The sequence below is a fragment of the Achromobacter sp. UMC46 genome, assembly GCF_014170335.1.
Lineage (GTDB): Bacteria > Pseudomonadota > Gammaproteobacteria > Burkholderiales > Burkholderiaceae_B > Achromobacter.
Genome location: NZ_LZZS01000035.1, coordinates 197,323 through 214,213, shown reverse-complemented (window position 1 = coordinate 214,213; position 16,891 = coordinate 197,323). Strand labels below are relative to the sequence as shown.

Sequence of the window (16,891 nt, the reverse complement as noted above, 5' to 3'; positions counted from 1 at the left end):
GGGCGATCAGGCGTACTAGGCAGGGGAGTTACATTTCCGCAATGTTTTGTCCCCTTTTGATCGGGGCAGGTAACGGGAGGTGCGGGGCAGGCGCAGGATTGGCGCGCCCGGGCTGCGCTGGCTGTCGCGGACGAGCCCCGGTATAGTCGTGGCGGAACCCGCTGCGCGGTTCACCAACAGGAATGGGAGAGGGGCACGCATGACGCAACGACTTTGCAGCGCTATCTTGCTGACGCTGGCCGCCATGGCGGCTGTGGGGTGCACCCACGTGACGGATCGGTACCAGGCGACGGCGCCCGTGGAGGCCTCCCACGGTTGACGCGATAAGGCATGGCAGGGCCGCAACGGCGGTCATGCTGCAGCGAGAACAACGGCAGTAACGAGAAACGGGGCGCCAGAGCGCCCCGTTTCTCGTTACTGTGGCCGTCGTGAACCGCGGACGGATCAGCCTTCGGCGATGCGGCGGGCGATGTGGTCCAGCGCCTCTTCCACCTGGTCGACCAGGATCAGGCACAGGTCGCCGGCCGTCAGGCGTCCGAGCGCCGTGTCGATCGCCAGGAACTCGCCGTGGATCTCTTCGATGTGCGTCGTGCGCGGCGCGCCGACCAGGCCTTCCTGCAGCAGCGCCAGCACTTCGCCATCGGCACGGCCGCGTTGGCATTGGTCCTGGTACAGCAGCACGTCGTCGAACGCGGCGCCGAGGATCTCGGTCTGCATGCGGATGTCTTCATCGCGGCGGTCGCCCGCCCCGCTGATGACCACCGAACGGCGCTTGGCGGGCATGGCGTCCACCGCGCGCACCAGCGCCAGGATCGCGTCGGGATTGTGGCCGTAGTCCGCGATCACCGTGGCGCCACGATGGTCGAACACATTGAAGCGTCCGGGCGCGGTCTGGGCATCGTTGACGAAGGTGGCCAGGCCGCGGCGGATGATGTCCCAGTCCAGGTTCAACGCCCAGGCGGCGGCGATCGAGGCCATGGCGTTTTCGACCTGGAACGTGATCGCGCCGTTGCGCGTAAGCGGGATGCCGGCCAGCGGCAGGCGGACTTCTTCCGCGCCTTGCGCCGCGACGATCGCGTCGCCGTCGCGGTAGACCGAGCGCAAGCCCTGCGCGCGATGGGTGGCCAGCACGGGATGGTTGCGGTCTTCGGCGAAGTAGGTGATCGAACCCGGGCAGCTCGCGGCCATTTCGGCCACGATGGGGTCGGCGGCGTTCAGCACCGCGGTGCCTGACGGGTGCACGTGCTGCACGATGACGCGCTTGACCACGGCCAGGTCTTCCACCGTGCTGATGTAGCCCAGGCCCAGGTGGTCGCCCATGCCGATGTTGGTGACAATGGCCACGTTGCAGCGGTCGAACGCCAGGCCTTCGCGCAAGATGCCGCCACGCGCCGTCTCGAACACCGCGGCGTCCACGTCGGGGTGCATGAGTACGCTGCGGGCGCTGCGCGGACCGCTGCAGTCGCCCGTGTCGATGCGCAGGTTGTCCACGTAGACGCCATCGGAATTCGTCATGCCGACGCGGTTGCCGGCCGTGCCCAGCAGATGGGCGGTCAGGCGCACCGTCGTCGTCTTGCCATTGGTGCCGGCAACGGCCACCACCGGAATGCGGCCGTCGTCGCCGTCCGCATACATGTTGGCGATGATGGCGTCGCCCACCGCGCGGCCCTTGCCGAACGACGGGTTCAGGTGCATGCGCAAGCCGGGTGCGGCATTCACTTCCACCACGCCGCCGTGCTGTTCTTCCAGCGGGTAGTGCACGCTTTCGGCTACGACGTCGACGCCGCAGATGTCCAGGCCGATCATGCGGGCCGCGGACACGGCGCGCGCCGCCATTTCGGGATGCACCTCATCGGTCACGTCGGTGGCCGAGCCGCCGGTGCTGAGGTTGGCGTTGTTGCGCAGGAAGATCAGGGTGCCCGGGGGCGGCACGGAATCGGCGTCGAAACCCTGCTTCTTCAGTGTCGCCAAAGCGATGTCGTCGAAGCGGATCTTGGTCAGCGACGTGGCGTGGCCATCGCCGCGCAACGGGTCGGCATTGACCTGATCCACCAGTTCGCGGATGGTGTGCTGGCCGTCGCCCGTCACTTGAGGCGGATCGCGGCGCGATGCCGCGACCAGCGCGCCGCCCACCACCAGCAGGCGGAAGTCGTGGCCGGGGATGTAGCGTTCGACGATCACTTCCGAGCTGATCTCTTCGGCTACTTCGAACGCCTGGATCACGCGTTCGCGCGTTTCGATGTTCACGGCCACGCCGCGCCCCTGGCTGCCGTCGCGCGGCTTGACCACCACGGGGCCGCCCAGCTCTTGTGCCGCTTCCCAGGCATCTTCCGCCGTGGTCACGGAACGGCCCATCGGCACCGGAACGCCGGCGGCGTCCAGCAGCATCTTGGTCAGGTCCTTGTCCTGCGCGATCGATTCGGAGATGGCGCTGGTCTGGTCGGTTTCGGCGGCCTGGATGCGGCGCTGCTTGCTGCCCCAGCCGAACTGCACCATGCTGCCCTGGGTCAGGCGGCGGTAGGGGATGCTGCGGGCGACGGCGGCGTTCACGATCGAGCCCGTGCTGGGCCCCAGGCGCACGTCTTCGTCCAGTTCGCGCAGGCGCTTGAGCGCGTCGGCGAAGTCGAATGGCGTGTCGTCCAGCGCGGCGCGCACCAGCGCTTGCGCAAGCTCCATCGCCAGCTTGCCGACTTCCTCTTCGCTGTATTCGACCACCACCTGGAACACGCCAGGCTCGATGGTGGACGAGGTGCGCCCGAAGGTGACGGGGCAGCCGGCGTGCGCCTGCATCGTCAACGCGACGATCTGCAAGACGTGGGCGATGGACAGGGCGCCTTGATGGCCTTCCGGGCGCATCAGGCCGATCTGCGGCAGCCGCGCGCGCAGGCGGGCTTCGAACTCGGGCAGATTGTCGATGGAGCACTCGGCGTCGGCGCAGGACACGATGGCCTCGATCGCGGTGTTCTTGCTCCACAGATTGGGGCCGCGCAGGGCTCGGATACGGGAAACTTCCATGGCAGGTATTCCTGTCAGTATTGTTGAATCCAGCGGCGGACCAGATCGATGGTGGGGCCGGAGAATGCTTCGTCGGATTGCAGCAGGGCGAAGTCGCCGGCTGCAATGCCGTTCAGCACGCTCTCGATGGCCTTGCCATGGTCGGGCTCGTCCTGGATGTCTTTCACGCGGCTGCCTTGCGACAGGCCCTGGCGCAGCAGCGCGCGCGCCTGGCCGTCGGGGCGCTTGCTGGCGACCGTCTTGTCGTCGTAGAGCACGACGCGGTCGAACGCGTCGCCCAGCAGGCGGCCCTGCTCGATCAGGTCCGCGTCGCGGCGGTCGGCGCCGGCGGAATAGACCACGGCGCGGGTCGCCGACGGGAACTGGTCGATGGCGGCGATCAGCGGGCGCAACGCCGAGGCGTTGTGCACGTCGTCCACCACGACGGTGCCGCCGTTGCGCTCGAACAGCGTGAATTGCCACGGCGCGTCGGCCTGGTCGATGTCGAAGGTCTCGATGCCGGCGCGGATCAGTTCCACGGGAATGTCCAGCGCCCAGGCCGAACCCACCGCGGCCAGCACGTTTTCAACCTGGAAGGCCACGCGGCCGCCATGCGTCAACGGGATCGCGGCCACGTCGGCCAGCCGTTCTTCGCGGGCGCCTTGCGCAAGGATGATGCTGCCGTCGCGCACGAACACCGCGCGGCCGTCCTGTTGCAGATGGTCGGCGATGGCGGGCAGGGCGGGGTCGATGCCGAAGAAGATCACGGCGCCGTCGCACAGTTCGGCCATTTCCACCACGCGCGGGTCACGGGCGTTGAGCACTGCGGCGCCGGTGGGCAGGACCACGTCGACCTGCGTGCGGAACACATTGAACATGCGCTCCGTTTCGTTGATATCGAAGTCGCCCAGATGGTCGGCGTCGTCGATGTTGGTGACCACGCCTACCTGGCAGCGGTCATAGGCCAGCCCCTGGCCCAGGATGACGCCGCTGTCGTTTTCGATGACGGCGGCATCCACGTTGCGGTTCATCAGCAGGCGGGTGCCGGACGCGAAGTCGGCGCGATCGCCCTTTTGCACCAGGCGGCGGTCCAGGTAGAGCCCTTCGCTGCAGGCCAGGCCGGTGCGCTTGCCCGACAGGTGCAGCAGGCGGGCCACCAGGCGCGCCACGACCGTCTTGCCGTTGGTGCCGGTGACGCCCACGATGGGGATGCGGCCGGCGTCGCCTTCGGGGAACAGGTGGTCGACGATGGCGCGGCCCACGGGGCGCGGCGTGCCGTCGGCCGGCTTCAGGTGCATCAGCAGGCCCGGGCCGGCGTTGACTTCCACGATGGCGCCGCGTTGCTCCGCCAGCGGGCGGGAGATGTCTTCGGCCACGAGGTCGACGCCGGCGATGTCCAGGCCCACCACGCGGGCGGCCAGCGTCACGGTGGCGGCGATGCTGGGATGCACGCGGTCGGTGACGTCGAAGGCGACATTGCCGCTGCGCTGCACCAGCACGCGCTGGCCGTCGTCGGGAACGCTGTCTTCGGACAGCCCCTGGCGCGCGATCTCGAGCCGGGCAGCGGAATCCAGGCGCACCGGATTCAGCGGATGGTTCTCGGTGCGGCCGCGGCGCGGGTCGGTGTTGATCTGGCTGTCGATCAGCGCGGTGATGGTGGACTTGCCGTCGCCCGTCACCCAGGCCAATTCGCCGGCGGCGGCGGCCACCATGCGGTTGCCCACCACCAGCAGGCGGTGTTCGTTGCCCAGCACGAAGCGCTCGACGATCACGCCGCTGCCTTCGTCCACCGCCACGCGGTAGGCGGAAACGACTTCGTCGCGGGTCGTCAGGTTGGTGAATACGCCGCGTCCGTGGTTGCCGTCGTAGGGCTTGACCACGACGGGCAGGCCGATGTCTTCGGCGGCTTCCCAGGCGTCGTCCTCGCTGCGCACCAGACGGCCTTCCGGCACCGGCACGCCGCAAGTCGACAGCAGCTCCTTGGTCAGGTCCTTGTCGCGCGAGATCCCTTCGGCGATGGCGCTGGTGCGGTCGGTTTCAGCCGTCCAGATCCGGCGCTGGGCCGAACCGTAGCCGAATTGCACGAGGTTGCCCTCGAACAGGCGGATGTAGGGGATGTCGCGGTCGTCGGCGGCATCCACGATGCAAGCCGTGCTGGGGCCCAGGCAGTGCTTGTCCACCAGGCTGCGCAGGCGGGCGATGGTGGCGGGCACGTCGAACGGGCGGTCTTCGATGGCCGCCATGACCAGGTCGCGCGCTTCGTTCAGGGCGGTGCGGGTCACTTGTTCCTGCCACGCGCGCACGACGACCTTATAGACGCCGCGGGTCGAGGTTTCCCGGGCCTTGCCGAAACCGCCGCGCAAGCCGGCCAGGTTCTGTAATTCCAGGGTGACATGTTCAAGAATGTGGCCGGGCCAGGTGCCTTCTTTCAGGCGGGCCAGGAAGCCGCCGCGTACGCCGGGGCTGCAACGGTGTTCGATCAGGGTCGGCAGCCAGCTGGAAAGGCGCTCGTAGAACCCGGGAATGGTGTTGGACGGAAAGTCCTCCAATTCACCAATATCCACCCATGCTTCAAGGACCGGGCGATACGTCCAAATGTTCGGGCCGCGCAAAGCCACGACATCGAGAAATTCAATGTCTTTCTTTTTCATGTTTTAATTTACTTGAGAAGCAGGTTGGCACGCGCGGACGCCCCTATGCAAGACCGCGAATTTATTGGCGAATTTATGGGGATACGCCTTAAGAATAATGCCAACGAGTGGGGGATCCCAGATATTCCTAATTAGAAAAATCGGCTGATACTATACGACGCCTTCAAGGCGTGAACTCGTTGTGTTGTAAGGAAGGGACACGTTTGCCGCCGTGGGTGGCAGACCGGTTGCCGCCTAGTAGGGCAGAGTCCTGGCCCGGTATGCGTTCCAATGAAAAAACCACACCTGCTTTCCGGCCTTGCCGATGCCTTTCCTGCCCGCTGGCGGGACGAAATCCGCGCTGAATTGGCGGAGGGCGAAAGCCTGCTGGCCTGGGTTGAAATAGACCTGGATCAGCGGCTGAAGTTCCAACCGGGGCTGATCGCAGCCACTGACCGGCGCTTGTTGGCCCGCAATTCCGACGATAACGGTTGGGACTCGTGGGTCTATGGCCCCCAATTAACGCTGAATCTGACCGACCATGCCGGCGCCGCCGTGCTGGAGCTGCACGACGATACCGCCCGCCTGGCGGTCTGGCGCTTCACGCTGGCCCGCAATCCGGCCGCGCTGCGCCTACTGGCCCAGTTCGAAGCGCAGCAGGCGATCCGCCTGTCCGGCCTGCCGGAAGAAGAGCAGGCCGAACGCACCTGCACCAATTGCAATAACGTTATTCCCGCCGGCGAGGAAGAATGCCCCGCCTGTCACCAGGATCAGGCTGCGCCGTCCTCGACCTGGGCGCTGCTGCGCCTGTGGCGGTTCGCGCGCCCGTACCGCGGCCCGTTGCTGGCCGGCTTCATCCTGACGCTGCTGGGCACGGCCGCCACGCTGGTGCCGCCGTACCTGACCATGCCGCTGATGGACGATGTGCTGATCCCGTTCCAGAACGGCGCGCCCATCGACTACAGCAAGGTCCGCCTGTACCTGAGCGGCCTGCTGGCGTCGGCCTTTCTTGCCTGGGGGCTGGGCTGGGCCCGGACCTACATCCTGGCCTGGGTCAGTGAACGCATCGGGGCCGACCTGCGCACGACCACCTATGAACACCTGCAGCAGCTATCGCTGGAGTATTTCGGCGGCAAGCGCACGGGCGACCTGATTTCTCGCATCGGCAGCGAAACCGACCGCATCTGCGTGTTCCTGTCGCTGCACCTGCTGGATTTCGCCAACGACATCCTGATGATCGTCATGACGGCGGTGATCCTGGTGACGATCAACCCGTGGCTGGCGCTGGTCACGCTGGTGCCGCTGCCGTTCATCATCTGGATGATCCACGCGGTGCGCGACCGCCTGCGCCATGGCTTCGAGAAGGTGGACCGCATCTGGTCCGAGATCACCAACGTGCTGGCCGACACCATTCCGGGCATCCGCGTGGTGAAGGCATTCGCCCAGGAAAAGCGCGAAGTCGCGCGGTTCCGCGAAGCCAACAACCGCAACCTGGAAGTCAACGACCGCGTGAACACGACCTGGTCGCTGTTTTCGCCCACCGTCACGCTGCTGACGGAAGTGGGCCTGCTGGTGGTGTGGATCTTCGGTATCTGGCAGGTCTCGCAAAAGCAGATCACCGTCGGCGTGCTGGCCGCGTTCCTGGCGTATATCGGGCGCTTCTACATGCGCCTGGATTCGATGAGCCGCATCGTCTCGGTCACGCAAAAGGCGGCGGCCGGCGCCAAGCGCATTTTCGACATCCTGGACCATGTCTCCAGCGTGCCGGAACCGCAGAATCCGGCCAAGCTGCCGCACATCAACGGCCGCATCGAACTGCGCGACGTCGGTTTCCGCTATGGCAACCGCCAGGTCATCCGCGGGCTGGACCTGACCATCGCCCCGGGCGAAATGATCGGCCTGGTGGGGCACAGCGGTTCAGGCAAGAGCACGCTGATCAACCTGATCTGCCGCTTCTATGACGTGTCCGAAGGCGCGGTGCTGGTGGACGGCGCCGACATCCGTTCGGTACGCGTGGCGGACTACCGCCGCAACATCGGGCTGGTGCTGCAAGAGCCGTTCCTGTTCTTTGGCACCATCGCCGAGAACATCGCCTACGGCAAGCCGGACGCGACGCGCGACGAGATCGTGGCCGCGGCCCGCGCCGCCCATGCGCACGAGTTCATCCTGCGTTTGCCGCACGGTTACGACTCGCTGGTGGGCGAACGCGGCCAGGCCCTGTCGGGCGGCGAACGCCAGCGCATTTCGATCGCGCGCGCGCTGCTGATCGATCCGCGCATCCTGATCCTGGACGAAGCCACGTCGTCGGTGGACACCACGACCGAAAAGGAAATCCAGAAGGCGCTGGACAATCTGGTGCGCGGCCGCACCACCATCGCCATTGCCCACCGCCTGAGCACGCTGCGCAAGGCCGACCGCCTGGTCGTGCTGGACCGCGGCCAGATCGTGGAGCAGGGGCCGCACGAAGAACTGATGGCCCGCGAGGGCGCCTACTATCGCCTCTACCAGGCGCAGGCGCGCCAGGCGGAAGCCGACGCGCAGGCGTCGGGCAGCGAAGACATGGCCGCCGTGGCCTGACGCGGAACCGGGATTATCGTCATGACGTTGCCGACCTTTCAGCTGCGCCGCAACGCCTTCGGGCGTCTGGAATATGTATCCGCCGACGGCGAGACGCACGAAGGGGTCATCCCGGTGCGCGCGTTCCCGATCAGCGAAGCGGGCCGCGGCCTGTCGCTGGTGACCAGCGACGGCCACGAGCTGCTGTGGATTGAACACCTGTCCGATGTGCCGGATGGGCCGCGCGCGCTGATCGAAGAAGAGCTGGCGGGCCGGGAATTCATGCCCGAGATCCGCAAGCTGGCCAGCGTGTCCACGTACGCCACGCCCAGCACCTGGAAGGTGGAAACGGACCGTGGCCCGACATCCTTCGTCCTGCGCGGCGAAGAAGACATCCGCCGGCTCAGCCCGCAGACGCTACTGATCGCCGACAGCCACGGCATCTTCTATCTGGTGCGCGACATCCTGTCGCTGGACAAGCACAGCCGCAAGATGCTCGACCGCTTCCTGTAGATTCGCTACGCGCCGGTCACCGTTCGGTGTCCGCTACTCGCTGCGCTTGAACGGCGTGTGGCCTTCCAGTTCGCCCAGATAATCCGTCACGGCCGACGTCTCTTCGTCCAGGAAGTTCTGGATCGCCTCGGCGAATCCGGGATGGGCGACCCAATGCGCCGACCACGTCGGCGTGGGCAGCAGCCCGCGCGCCATCTTGTGCTCACCCTGCGCGCCGCCTTCGAAACGGGCGATGCCGTGCGCGATGCAGTACGCGATCGATTGCAGGTAGCAGGTCTCGAAATGCAGCCCCGGCACATATTCCGTCGCGCCCCAATAGCGGCCGTAGAGCGCGTCGCCGCCCGTCAGGTTCAACGCCGCCGCTACCGGTTCGCCGCAGCGTTCGGCCAGGATCAGCACGAAGGCGTCCGGCTGTTCGCGGTGCGCGCGCACGAAGAAATCGCGGTTCAGATAGGGCGGGTTGCCGTGCTGGAAATAGGTGCGGCAATAACAGTCGTAGAAGAAACCGAGCTCTGCGTCGCCGATCTCGCCGCCGCGCAGCCAGCGGTACGACAAGCCGGCCGCCGCGACCTTCTTCCGGTCTTGCCGGATCTTCTTGCGCTTGTCGTGGCTCATCTGCGCCAGGAACGCGTCGAAGTCCGCATAGCCGGCGTTGGTCCAATGGAACTGCACGCTTTCGCGGATCATGAAGCCGGCGTCGCGCAGTACCCGCATGTCGGCATCCGACGGAAACAGCAGATGCAGCGACGACACCTTGATCTCTTCGGCGAAGGCGACCAGGCCGCGCGCGAGCGTGGCGCGGTCTTCGTCGTTGGATGCCAGCAGGCGCGGCCCCGTCACCGGGGTGTAGGGGATGGCCGACAACAGCTTGGGGTAGTAGCGCATGCCGTGGCGCTGGAACGCGTCGGCCCAGGCGTAGTCGAACACGTACTCGCCGCGCGAATGCGATTTCAGGTAGAGCGGCGTGGCCGCGGCCAACGCGTCGCCGCGCCACAGCGCCAGGTAATGCGGCGCCCAGCCCGTGGTGGGGGACGCGCAGCCGGTCTCATGCAGGGCGCACAGGAAGGCGTGCCGCAGAAAGGGCTGGTCGCCGGCCAGCGCATCCCATTGCGGGGCGTCGATGCGGGACAGGTCGGTTTCAATGGTCAGGCGCAGGGAATCCATCCGTGAATGATAAAGTCATCGTCAATGCACGGTACTGAAACCGTGGGTTTTTTCAGGGTTTGAAGCGGCGCCACGCCGCCTGGGGTTAGCAATCATCATGGACAGCAACACGATCCCGTCCAGCCAGGAACGGCCGGGTCCGGACTGCCTGCGCGCACAAGCGCTAGCGGCCTTGGCCGCTTTGGAATGGCCCGAGAAAATGGCGGCGGTACGCGCCATCGCTGACACCGTGCCGCTGGACTGCCAGCGGGACTTCGCGGCGCCCGCCGGCTTGCCCGGCCACCCGGCGCGGCCCGAGCTGGTCGCGCCCGCACAGGTCAAGCACCGGTCGATGGCCACCCAGGAAGGGCGCGCGGCGCTGCTGCATGCGCTGGCCCACATCGAATTCAATGCGGTCAATCTGGCGCTGGACATTCTTTGGCGCTTTGCCGGCATGCCCGACGCCTTCTACCGCGACTGGCTGCGCGTCGCCCGCGAAGAGGCCTATCACTTCGAGCTGCTGCGCCAGCGGCTGCTCGCGCTGGGTTTCGCCTATGGCGATTTCCCGGCGCACAACGGCCTGTGGGACATGGCCGAACGCACGCGCGGCGATCTGCTGGCGCGCCTGGCGCTGGTGCCGCGCACGCTTGAGGCGAGGGGCCTGGACGCCTCGCCCATGATCCGCAACAAGCTGGCTGGGGCGGGGGACGCGGAAAGTGCGGCCATCGTCGACATCATTCTGCGCGACGAGATCGGCCACGTGGCCATCGGCAATTATTGGTTCAAGCGGTTGTGCGCCGAAGCGGGCCGGGAACCCGTGGCCTGTTATGCCGAACTGGCGCTGCGCTATGACGCGCCCCGGCTGCGCGGCCCCTTCAACCTGGAGGCGCGCCGCGCCGCAGGTTTCGACGATGATGAACTGGCCGCGTTGCAAGCAGGCTGATCCGGTCCGCCTTCATTTGCCCCGCACCGCCCACCTTAAGGAAAACCGAACATGAAGTCCCTGCTCGCCACCGCGCTTTCCGGCGCCGCCCTGACGCTGCTGACGGGCGCCGCCCAGACCGCGCAGGCGGCAGATTCCTTTGCGGCCTGCCTGTCGCAGCTGCGCGGCCCCGCGCTCAAGGCGGGCGTGTCGGGCGCGACTTTCGATACGCATACGTCGGGCTTGGCCCCGGACATGGCCGTGATCGGCCTGCTGGACGCCCAGCCCGAATTCAAGACGCCGATCTGGGATTACATGGCCGGGCTGGTCGATGATGAACGCGTGGCGGACGGGCAGGCCGGCATGGCGCGTTGGCAGGCCGAGCTGGACCGCGCGGCGTCGCGCTACGGCGTGGACCCGGCGACCATCGCGGCCGTGTGGGGCGTGGAAAGCAACTTCGGCCGCACGCTGGGTGGCCGACCGCTGCTGACGTCGCTGTCCACGCTGTCCTGCTTCGGGCGCCGGCAAGCGTATTTCCGCGGTGAATTCTTCGCCACCTTGAAGATCATCCAGGATGAGCACATTGCACCCGACCGGCTGGTCGGATCCTGGGCCGGCGCGTTCGGGCAGACCCAGTTCATGCCGTCCACCTATCTGCGGCTGGCCGTGGATTTCGATGGCGACGGCCGGCGCGACCTGGTCGACAGCGTGCCGGATGCGCTGGCCTCCACCGCCAATTTCCTGAAACGCGCCGGCTGGAATCCGGCGCTGGCGTGGGGCTACGAGGTCAGGCTTCCCGCCGGCCTGGACACGGCGGGCTCGGGCCGCAAGAACAAGCGGCCGATGTCGTCGTGGGCCAGGCAGGGCGTGACGCGGGCGGATGGGCAGCCCTTGACCGGCGGCGACACGCCGGCCGGCCTGTTGCTGCCGGCGGGGCGCAATGGCCCGGCCTTCCTGGTCACGCGCAATTTCGACGCCCTGTATTCGTACAACGCGGCAGAAAGCTACGCGCTGGCGATCGCCCATCTGTCCGACCGGCTGCGCGGCGGCGGCCCGCTGGCGCAGGCTTGGCCGACGGATGATCCCGGACTGTCGCGGGCGGAACGGCGCGAGCTGCAACGCTTGTTGATTGCCAAAGGCTATGACGTCGGCGAACCCGATGGCATGATCGGCACCCGCACGCGGCAGGCCCTGCAGGCGGCGCAACGTGAACTGGGCTTGCCGGCCGACGGCCGTGCGGGGCAGAAGGCGCTGAAGGCCTTGAAGGCGTCGGCGGCGGCCAAGACGCCGGGCTGACCCGACTGAGATTTACAAGTTTTGCAAAGATCCGGCCTCAGGTAACGGGCCTGACATGCGTTGCGTGGGCCGCGGCCCTATACTGGATTTCCGACTTTCCAGGAGCATGGCGATGAGTCTGTTGGATACCTTGGCCTCGATGGCCGGCGGCGGTCAGCAAGGGGGCTCGGCATCGCTGCTGCCCGCGCTGATCGAGCAATTGAACAAATACCCGGGCGGCCTGAGCGGCCTGATCGCGAGCTTCCAGCAGGGCGGCTTGAACGAGATCGTCTCGTCGTGGGTGGGCACGGGGCAGAACCTGCCCGTCAGCCCCGACCAGCTCGGTGCCGTGCTGGACCCCGGCGTCGTCAATGATCTGGCCGCCAAGACCGGCCAGGACACCGATTCCGTGCTGGGCTCCCTGTCTTCGCTGCTGCCGCAGCTGGTGGACAAGGCCACGCCGGAAGGCGCGGTGCAGCCGGGCCAGCAATTCAACCCGACCGACCTGCTGGCGTCGTTGTCCGGCCTGTTCGGCAACCGCGGCTGAAGGCGGCGCAGGATACCCTCCTGACACGCCGTCTGCTTGCATCCCCCTCCCGCCGGCGCCTGCTTCAGGCGCTGGCGCTGGGTGCTTTGGCGCCGTTGGCCGCCTGTGCGCCCCCGCTATCGCTGAACGCCACGTTCCTGCAACTCTGGCGCAGCCATCTGGACTTGAGCCCCGAAGACTGGCGCTTGCGGCTGTCCGCCTACCGGCGGCTGGGCTGCCGCGAAGTCTTCCTGCAATGGGTCGGCCTGGAGGGTGGACGTCCGGACGACTGGATGGTGCCCGATGCCGTGCTGCGCCGCATCTTCGATGAAGCCGAACGCCAAGGGCTGGGAGTGCACGTCGGCCTGCCCTACGATCAGCGCTGGTGGGACGTGCTGGCCGGCACGGACAAAGCGGCGTTCACGGGCTACCTGGACCAGACCCGCACGCGCGGCGTGGCCTATATGGAAACGGCCCCGTGGTCCAAGCGCCGCGCGTTTCGCGGCTGGTATCTGCCGTATGAGCTTGAACAGTACAACTGGGCGTCTGCCGAGCGCCAGGCGCAACTGATCCCGTGGCTGGACGCGTTCTCGCGCACGGCGCAGGCCACCAGCCGGGGCGTGCCCTGCATTTCGACCTATCACAGCCGCCTGCCCGGCGACGGGTCGCTGATGAAGCTGTGGCGCGGCATCCTTGACCAAGTGCGCATCCACCCGATGATCCAGGACGGCGTGGGCGTGGCCGGCCTGGCGAACTATCAGGCGTTGGAACCGCTGCACGACATGCTGCTGGCGCGACAGGCCTCGTTCGACCTGATCATGGAGCTGTTCGAGGAATTGCCGTCAGGCAGCACCGACGGGTCTACCTTCAAAGCGCGTTCGGCCGATTTCGGCCGGGTGAAATCGCAATGGGAAGTGGCCCGCGGCTATGGGGCCAAGCGGGTCGTGGCGTTCGCGATGGACCCGTGGGTCATCGACGACACGCCCGAGGCGCGCGCGCTGATGCGCGCGTGGCTGGCGGCGCGCGTCTGAGCGCGCGTCAGTTGAAACTGCGGCCGATGATCTCCAGCATGACTTCGCTGGTGCCGCCGAAAATGCGCAGGGCGCGGGCGTCGACCCAGGCGCGGCCGATGCCGTATTCCGCCATGTAGCCATAGCCGCCATACATCTGCAGCAGGTCGTCCAGCACGCGGCCCTGGATTTCGGTGGCGTTGAGCTTGGCGATGGCGGCCGTCGTGGCGTCCAGCTCGCCTTCCATCTGGCGCGTCAGGCAGTCGTCCAGGAACACGCGCAGCATCGTGGTCTGCGCGCGCGCGTTGGCCAGCTTGAAGCGGGTGTTCTGATAGTCGATCACGCGGCGGCTGAAGACCTTGCGGTCGCGCGTGTATTGCGCGGCTTCGTCCAGCATGCCTTCGACCGAGGCGGCCGCGCGCAAGGCGATCGCCAGCCGTTCGCGGGCCAGCTCTCGGGTCATGTATTCGAAGGCGGCGTTTTCCTGGCCCAGCAGGCAATCGGCCGGCACGCGGACGTCGTCGAAATACAGTTCGCACGTGTCCTGGCTGTGCTGGCCGATCTTGTCCAGCGCCGCGCCCTTGGTGTAGCCCGGCAGGTTTTCCTCGACGCAGAACAGCGACAGGCCGCGCGCGCCCAGGTCAAGGTCGGTGCTGGCCAGCACGATGGCCAGGCCGGCATTGACGCCGTTGGTGATGAAGGTCTTCTGGCCGTTCAGCACGTAGTGGTCGCCGTTGCGGCGCGCCCGCGTGCGGATGGCCTTCAGGTCGCTGCCGGCGCCGGGTTCGGTCAGGGCGATGGCGCCGATCGTTTCGCCGCGCGTCATTGGGGGCAGCCAGCGCTCTTTTTGCGCATCGGTGCCGAAGTTCAGCAGATAGGGCGACACCATGTCGGAGTGGATCGAAAAGCCGATGCCCAGGAAATTGGCATGGGCCAGCTCTTCGATCACGACGGCGGAATGGCCGAAGTCGCCGCCCAGGCCGTAGGGGTCCGGCAGGGCGCAATTGAGCAGGCCTTCTTCGCCCGCGCGCAACCAGAGCGAGCGCGGCGTGACGCCGGCCTTTTCCCATTCGGCGTAGTGGGGCGCGATCTCGTTGGCGACAAAGCGCCGGACCTGGTCGCGGAACAGTTCGTGGTCATCGCGGAAAACGCGGCGCATGTCGTCTCCTTAGCGGCGGTAGGGGTCCGTGGCGCTGACCTGACCGCGCAACACCGGCGCGGCCACGGTCCCGGTCAGGAACAGGCTGTAGTGGTCGCCGGGCTGCAACGCCGGCAGGGGCAGCGTGGGCGAGGCGGCGGCGCCGCAACCTGCCGCCAACGTGGCGCTGACGGGGTTGATGGCGCGCGCGGCGGACGCGCCCGGCTTCACGTCCTGGAATAGCGCCGGCCCGGACGGGCTGACGCCCAACTGGCCGGTGGGGCAGTCGGCCGCCAGGTTGTAGAAACGCAGTTCCGCCTTCAGCGCGTCCTGCGCGCCATTGCTGTCGTCGATGACGGCGAACGTCAGTTTGCCGTCCGTGCGCCGGGGAATCAGCGTGGTGAAGGTGTCGGGGGCCACCTGCAGGCTTGCCGCGGGCTTGCCGTCGACCAGCACGGTGAAGGGCTGGTTGCCTTTGACGATGGCATAGGTGGTGGCGGGCTTGGCCGCGCCGGGCTCCTGCGCCGGCCCGCCGGCGATCTGCACGCGCAACGGCGCGGCGTCCGGGTTCACCAGGCGCACGAACGAGGAGCCGGCCGGCGGACGGGCCGCGTAGAGCTGCGCGAAGGCGCCTTCGGCCGCGGCACTGCCGGCGATAGCGGCCAGCGCCAAGGCAAGGGCCGCATTGCGAAAAGGGATGGGCATGGTTCAGGACTCCGGTTTTTTGCTGAGGCGGGCGTCCAGATACAGCTCCTGCAGCTGCTTGCGGTCCGCCTTGTCCGTGCTGGTCGTGGGGAAGCGGTGGCAGGCGACCAGTTCCGACGGGATCATGTAGGGCGGCAGGCGGCGGCCCAGCACGGCTTTCCAATCTTGCAGCGCTGGCGGCAGCGGCTGCAAGCCGTCGGGGCCCGCGACCGCCGGTTCGACAAAGCCGATCAGCCGGACGATGGCGCCATCGGGGCGGCGCAGGGCGACGGTGGCGCCTGCGCGCGCGCCCGGCAGTGTGGCGATGGCCGCGTCGATCTCGGCGAGCTCGATGCGGTAGCCGTGCAGCTTGATCTGGTCGTCGACGCGGCCGCGGAAGGTGACCAGGCCTTGCGCATCGATCTCGCCCAGGTCGCCGCTGCGATATCCGCGCTTGCCGTCGCGCGTGAACATGCGCGAAGCGTTCAGGTCCGGGCGATTCAGGTAGCCGCGCATGACGTGGTCACCCGCGATGCTGATTTCGCCGTTTTCGATGAAGACGTCCGCATACGGTTTGGCGCGGCCGATGGGGAAGGGGTTGGGCGCGGCGGCGCGCAAGGCCGGATCGATCTCGACCCAGGTCGTGGAGCAGGTGGCTTCCGTCGGCCCGTAGGAATTGATGATGCGCACGTGCGGAAAGCGCTGCCACAGGGCTTCGGCCATGGGCGGCGTCAACGATTCCGCGCCGAAGACGAAGACGCGCAGGTCTGGCAGATGGGCGTGATCGAAGTCGGGGTTGAACAACTGCTGCCGCACGAACGACGGCGTCGAGGCCCAGACGCTGACGCGCGTGTCGGCCAGATACCGGATGAAGGCGTCGCGTTCGGCGATGGTCTCGCGCGGACACAGCACGCAGGCGCCGCCCAGTTCCAGCGCGCCCACCCAGTTGAACAGCGAGAAGTCGAAGCTGAACAGCATCTGGTCCATGAACGCCGGCGCGGGGCCCAGGCCCAGGCAGTCCCGGATCCAGCCGGCAAAGAGCGTGACGCTTTCCCGCCCGATCTGCACGCCCTTGGGATCGCCCGTGCTGCCCGACGTGAACATGATGTAGGCCAGCCCCGCTTCGGCCAGCGGCGCGGGCGCCTCGCAGCCCGGCAGGAAGGCGCGGCCTTGCGCGTCGTAGCGCAGGCCGGCGCGCACCAGCTCGCCGATGCGCGCGATGCGCTCGGGCGGGTTGATGACGTCCACCGGCACGAAAGGCACGCCCAGCCGCAGGCACCCCAGGATGGCGACCAGGAACGCGGTCTCCTTGTGGCCGGAGACTTCAAGCGGCACGCCCGCCGTGGCGCCGGCCCGGCGCGCAGCCGCTTCCCAGGCCTCGGTGGCGGCCTTCAACTCGCCCCATGTCGTGGCGCCTTGCGCGTCAACGACCGCGACGGCATCGGCGCCCGCGGCCGTGTCGGCAAAATCAAAGGTGTTGAAATCGAAACGCATCGTCCC

At 67.4% G+C, this 16,891-nt stretch carries 12 protein-coding genes; 6 read left to right on the top strand and 6 right to left on the bottom strand.

Features of this window, described 5'->3' with window-relative positions; all coding sequences use genetic code 11:
* Positions 1 to 444: 444 nt before the first annotated feature.
* Positions 445 to 3,015, bottom strand: coding sequence for a cyanophycin synthetase (gene cphA, locus A9973_RS24865; protein WP_183016303.1), 2,571 nt, complete (start codon positions 3,013 to 3,015; stop codon positions 445 to 447).
* Positions 3,016 to 3,029: 14 nt separating this feature from the next.
* Positions 3,030 to 5,645 (bottom strand): cyanophycin synthetase, encoded by a 2,616-nt coding sequence (gene cphA, locus A9973_RS24860; RefSeq protein ID WP_183016302.1) that lies wholly within the window; start codon positions 5,643 to 5,645, stop codon positions 3,030 to 3,032.
* A 270-nt stretch (positions 5,646 to 5,915) separates the two neighbouring features.
* On the opposite strand from cphA (A9973_RS24860), the gene A9973_RS24855 reads away from it, so the two are divergent.
* Entirely contained in the window at positions 5,916 to 8,201 is a 2,286-nt protein-coding gene (locus tag A9973_RS24855; RefSeq protein WP_183016301.1) for an ABC transporter ATP-binding protein, read from the top strand.
* A 21-nt stretch (positions 8,202 to 8,222) separates the two neighbouring features.
* Entirely contained in the window at positions 8,223 to 8,693 is a 471-nt protein-coding gene (locus A9973_RS24850; RefSeq protein WP_183016300.1) for a DUF1854 domain-containing protein, read from the top strand.
* 33 nt (positions 8,694 to 8,726) lie between these two features.
* On the opposite strand, the gene A9973_RS24845 is transcribed toward A9973_RS24850, so the two are convergent.
* On the bottom strand, positions 8,727 to 9,857 hold the full coding sequence (locus A9973_RS24845) for a GNAT family N-acetyltransferase (protein ID WP_183016299.1): 1,131 nt from the start codon (positions 9,855 to 9,857) through the stop codon (positions 8,727 to 8,729).
* Positions 9,858 to 9,954: 97 nt separating this feature from the next.
* On the opposite strand from A9973_RS24845, the gene A9973_RS24840 reads away from it, so the two are divergent.
* From A9973_RS24840 to A9973_RS24825, 4 genes are all read left to right on the top strand, one after another.
* On the top strand, positions 9,955 to 10,779 hold the full coding sequence (locus A9973_RS24840) for a ferritin-like domain-containing protein (RefSeq protein ID WP_183016298.1): 825 nt from the start codon (positions 9,955 to 9,957) through the stop codon (positions 10,777 to 10,779).
* Between the two features lie 51 nt (positions 10,780 to 10,830).
* Complete coding sequence (locus tag A9973_RS24835; protein ID WP_183016297.1) at positions 10,831 to 12,054, top strand: lytic murein transglycosylase; 1,224 nt, start codon at positions 10,831 to 10,833, stop codon at positions 12,052 to 12,054.
* Between the two features lie 112 nt (positions 12,055 to 12,166).
* Positions 12,167 to 12,580: a YidB family protein gene (locus tag A9973_RS24830; protein ID WP_183016296.1), complete on the top strand. Its 414-nt coding sequence runs from the start codon at positions 12,167 to 12,169 to the stop codon at positions 12,578 to 12,580.
* An 86-nt stretch (positions 12,581 to 12,666) separates the two neighbouring features.
* The gene (locus tag A9973_RS24825; RefSeq protein WP_255469282.1) at positions 12,667 to 13,590 is read left to right on the top strand and encodes a DUF4434 domain-containing protein; all 924 of its coding nucleotides are present in this window, start codon (positions 12,667 to 12,669) and stop codon (positions 13,588 to 13,590) included.
* 7 nt (positions 13,591 to 13,597) lie between these two features.
* On the opposite strand, the gene A9973_RS24820 is transcribed toward A9973_RS24825, so the two are convergent.
* The 3 genes from A9973_RS24820 to A9973_RS24810 are packed head-to-tail and all read right to left on the bottom strand — an operon-like array spanning position 13,598 to position 16,885.
* Complete coding sequence (locus A9973_RS24820; protein ID WP_183016295.1) at positions 13,598 to 14,728, bottom strand: acyl-CoA dehydrogenase family protein; 1,131 nt, start codon at positions 14,726 to 14,728, stop codon at positions 13,598 to 13,600.
* Positions 14,729 to 14,737: 9 nt separating this feature from the next.
* Positions 14,738 to 15,412 (bottom strand): alginate O-acetyltransferase AlgF, encoded by a 675-nt coding sequence (locus A9973_RS24815; RefSeq protein ID WP_183016294.1) that lies wholly within the window; start codon positions 15,410 to 15,412, stop codon positions 14,738 to 14,740.
* Positions 15,413 to 15,415: 3 nt separating this feature from the next.
* A complete protein-coding gene (locus A9973_RS24810; protein WP_183016293.1) occupies positions 15,416 to 16,885 on the bottom strand; it encodes an AMP-binding protein in 1,470 nt (489 codons plus the stop codon).
* Positions 16,886 to 16,891 lie beyond the last annotated feature (6 nt).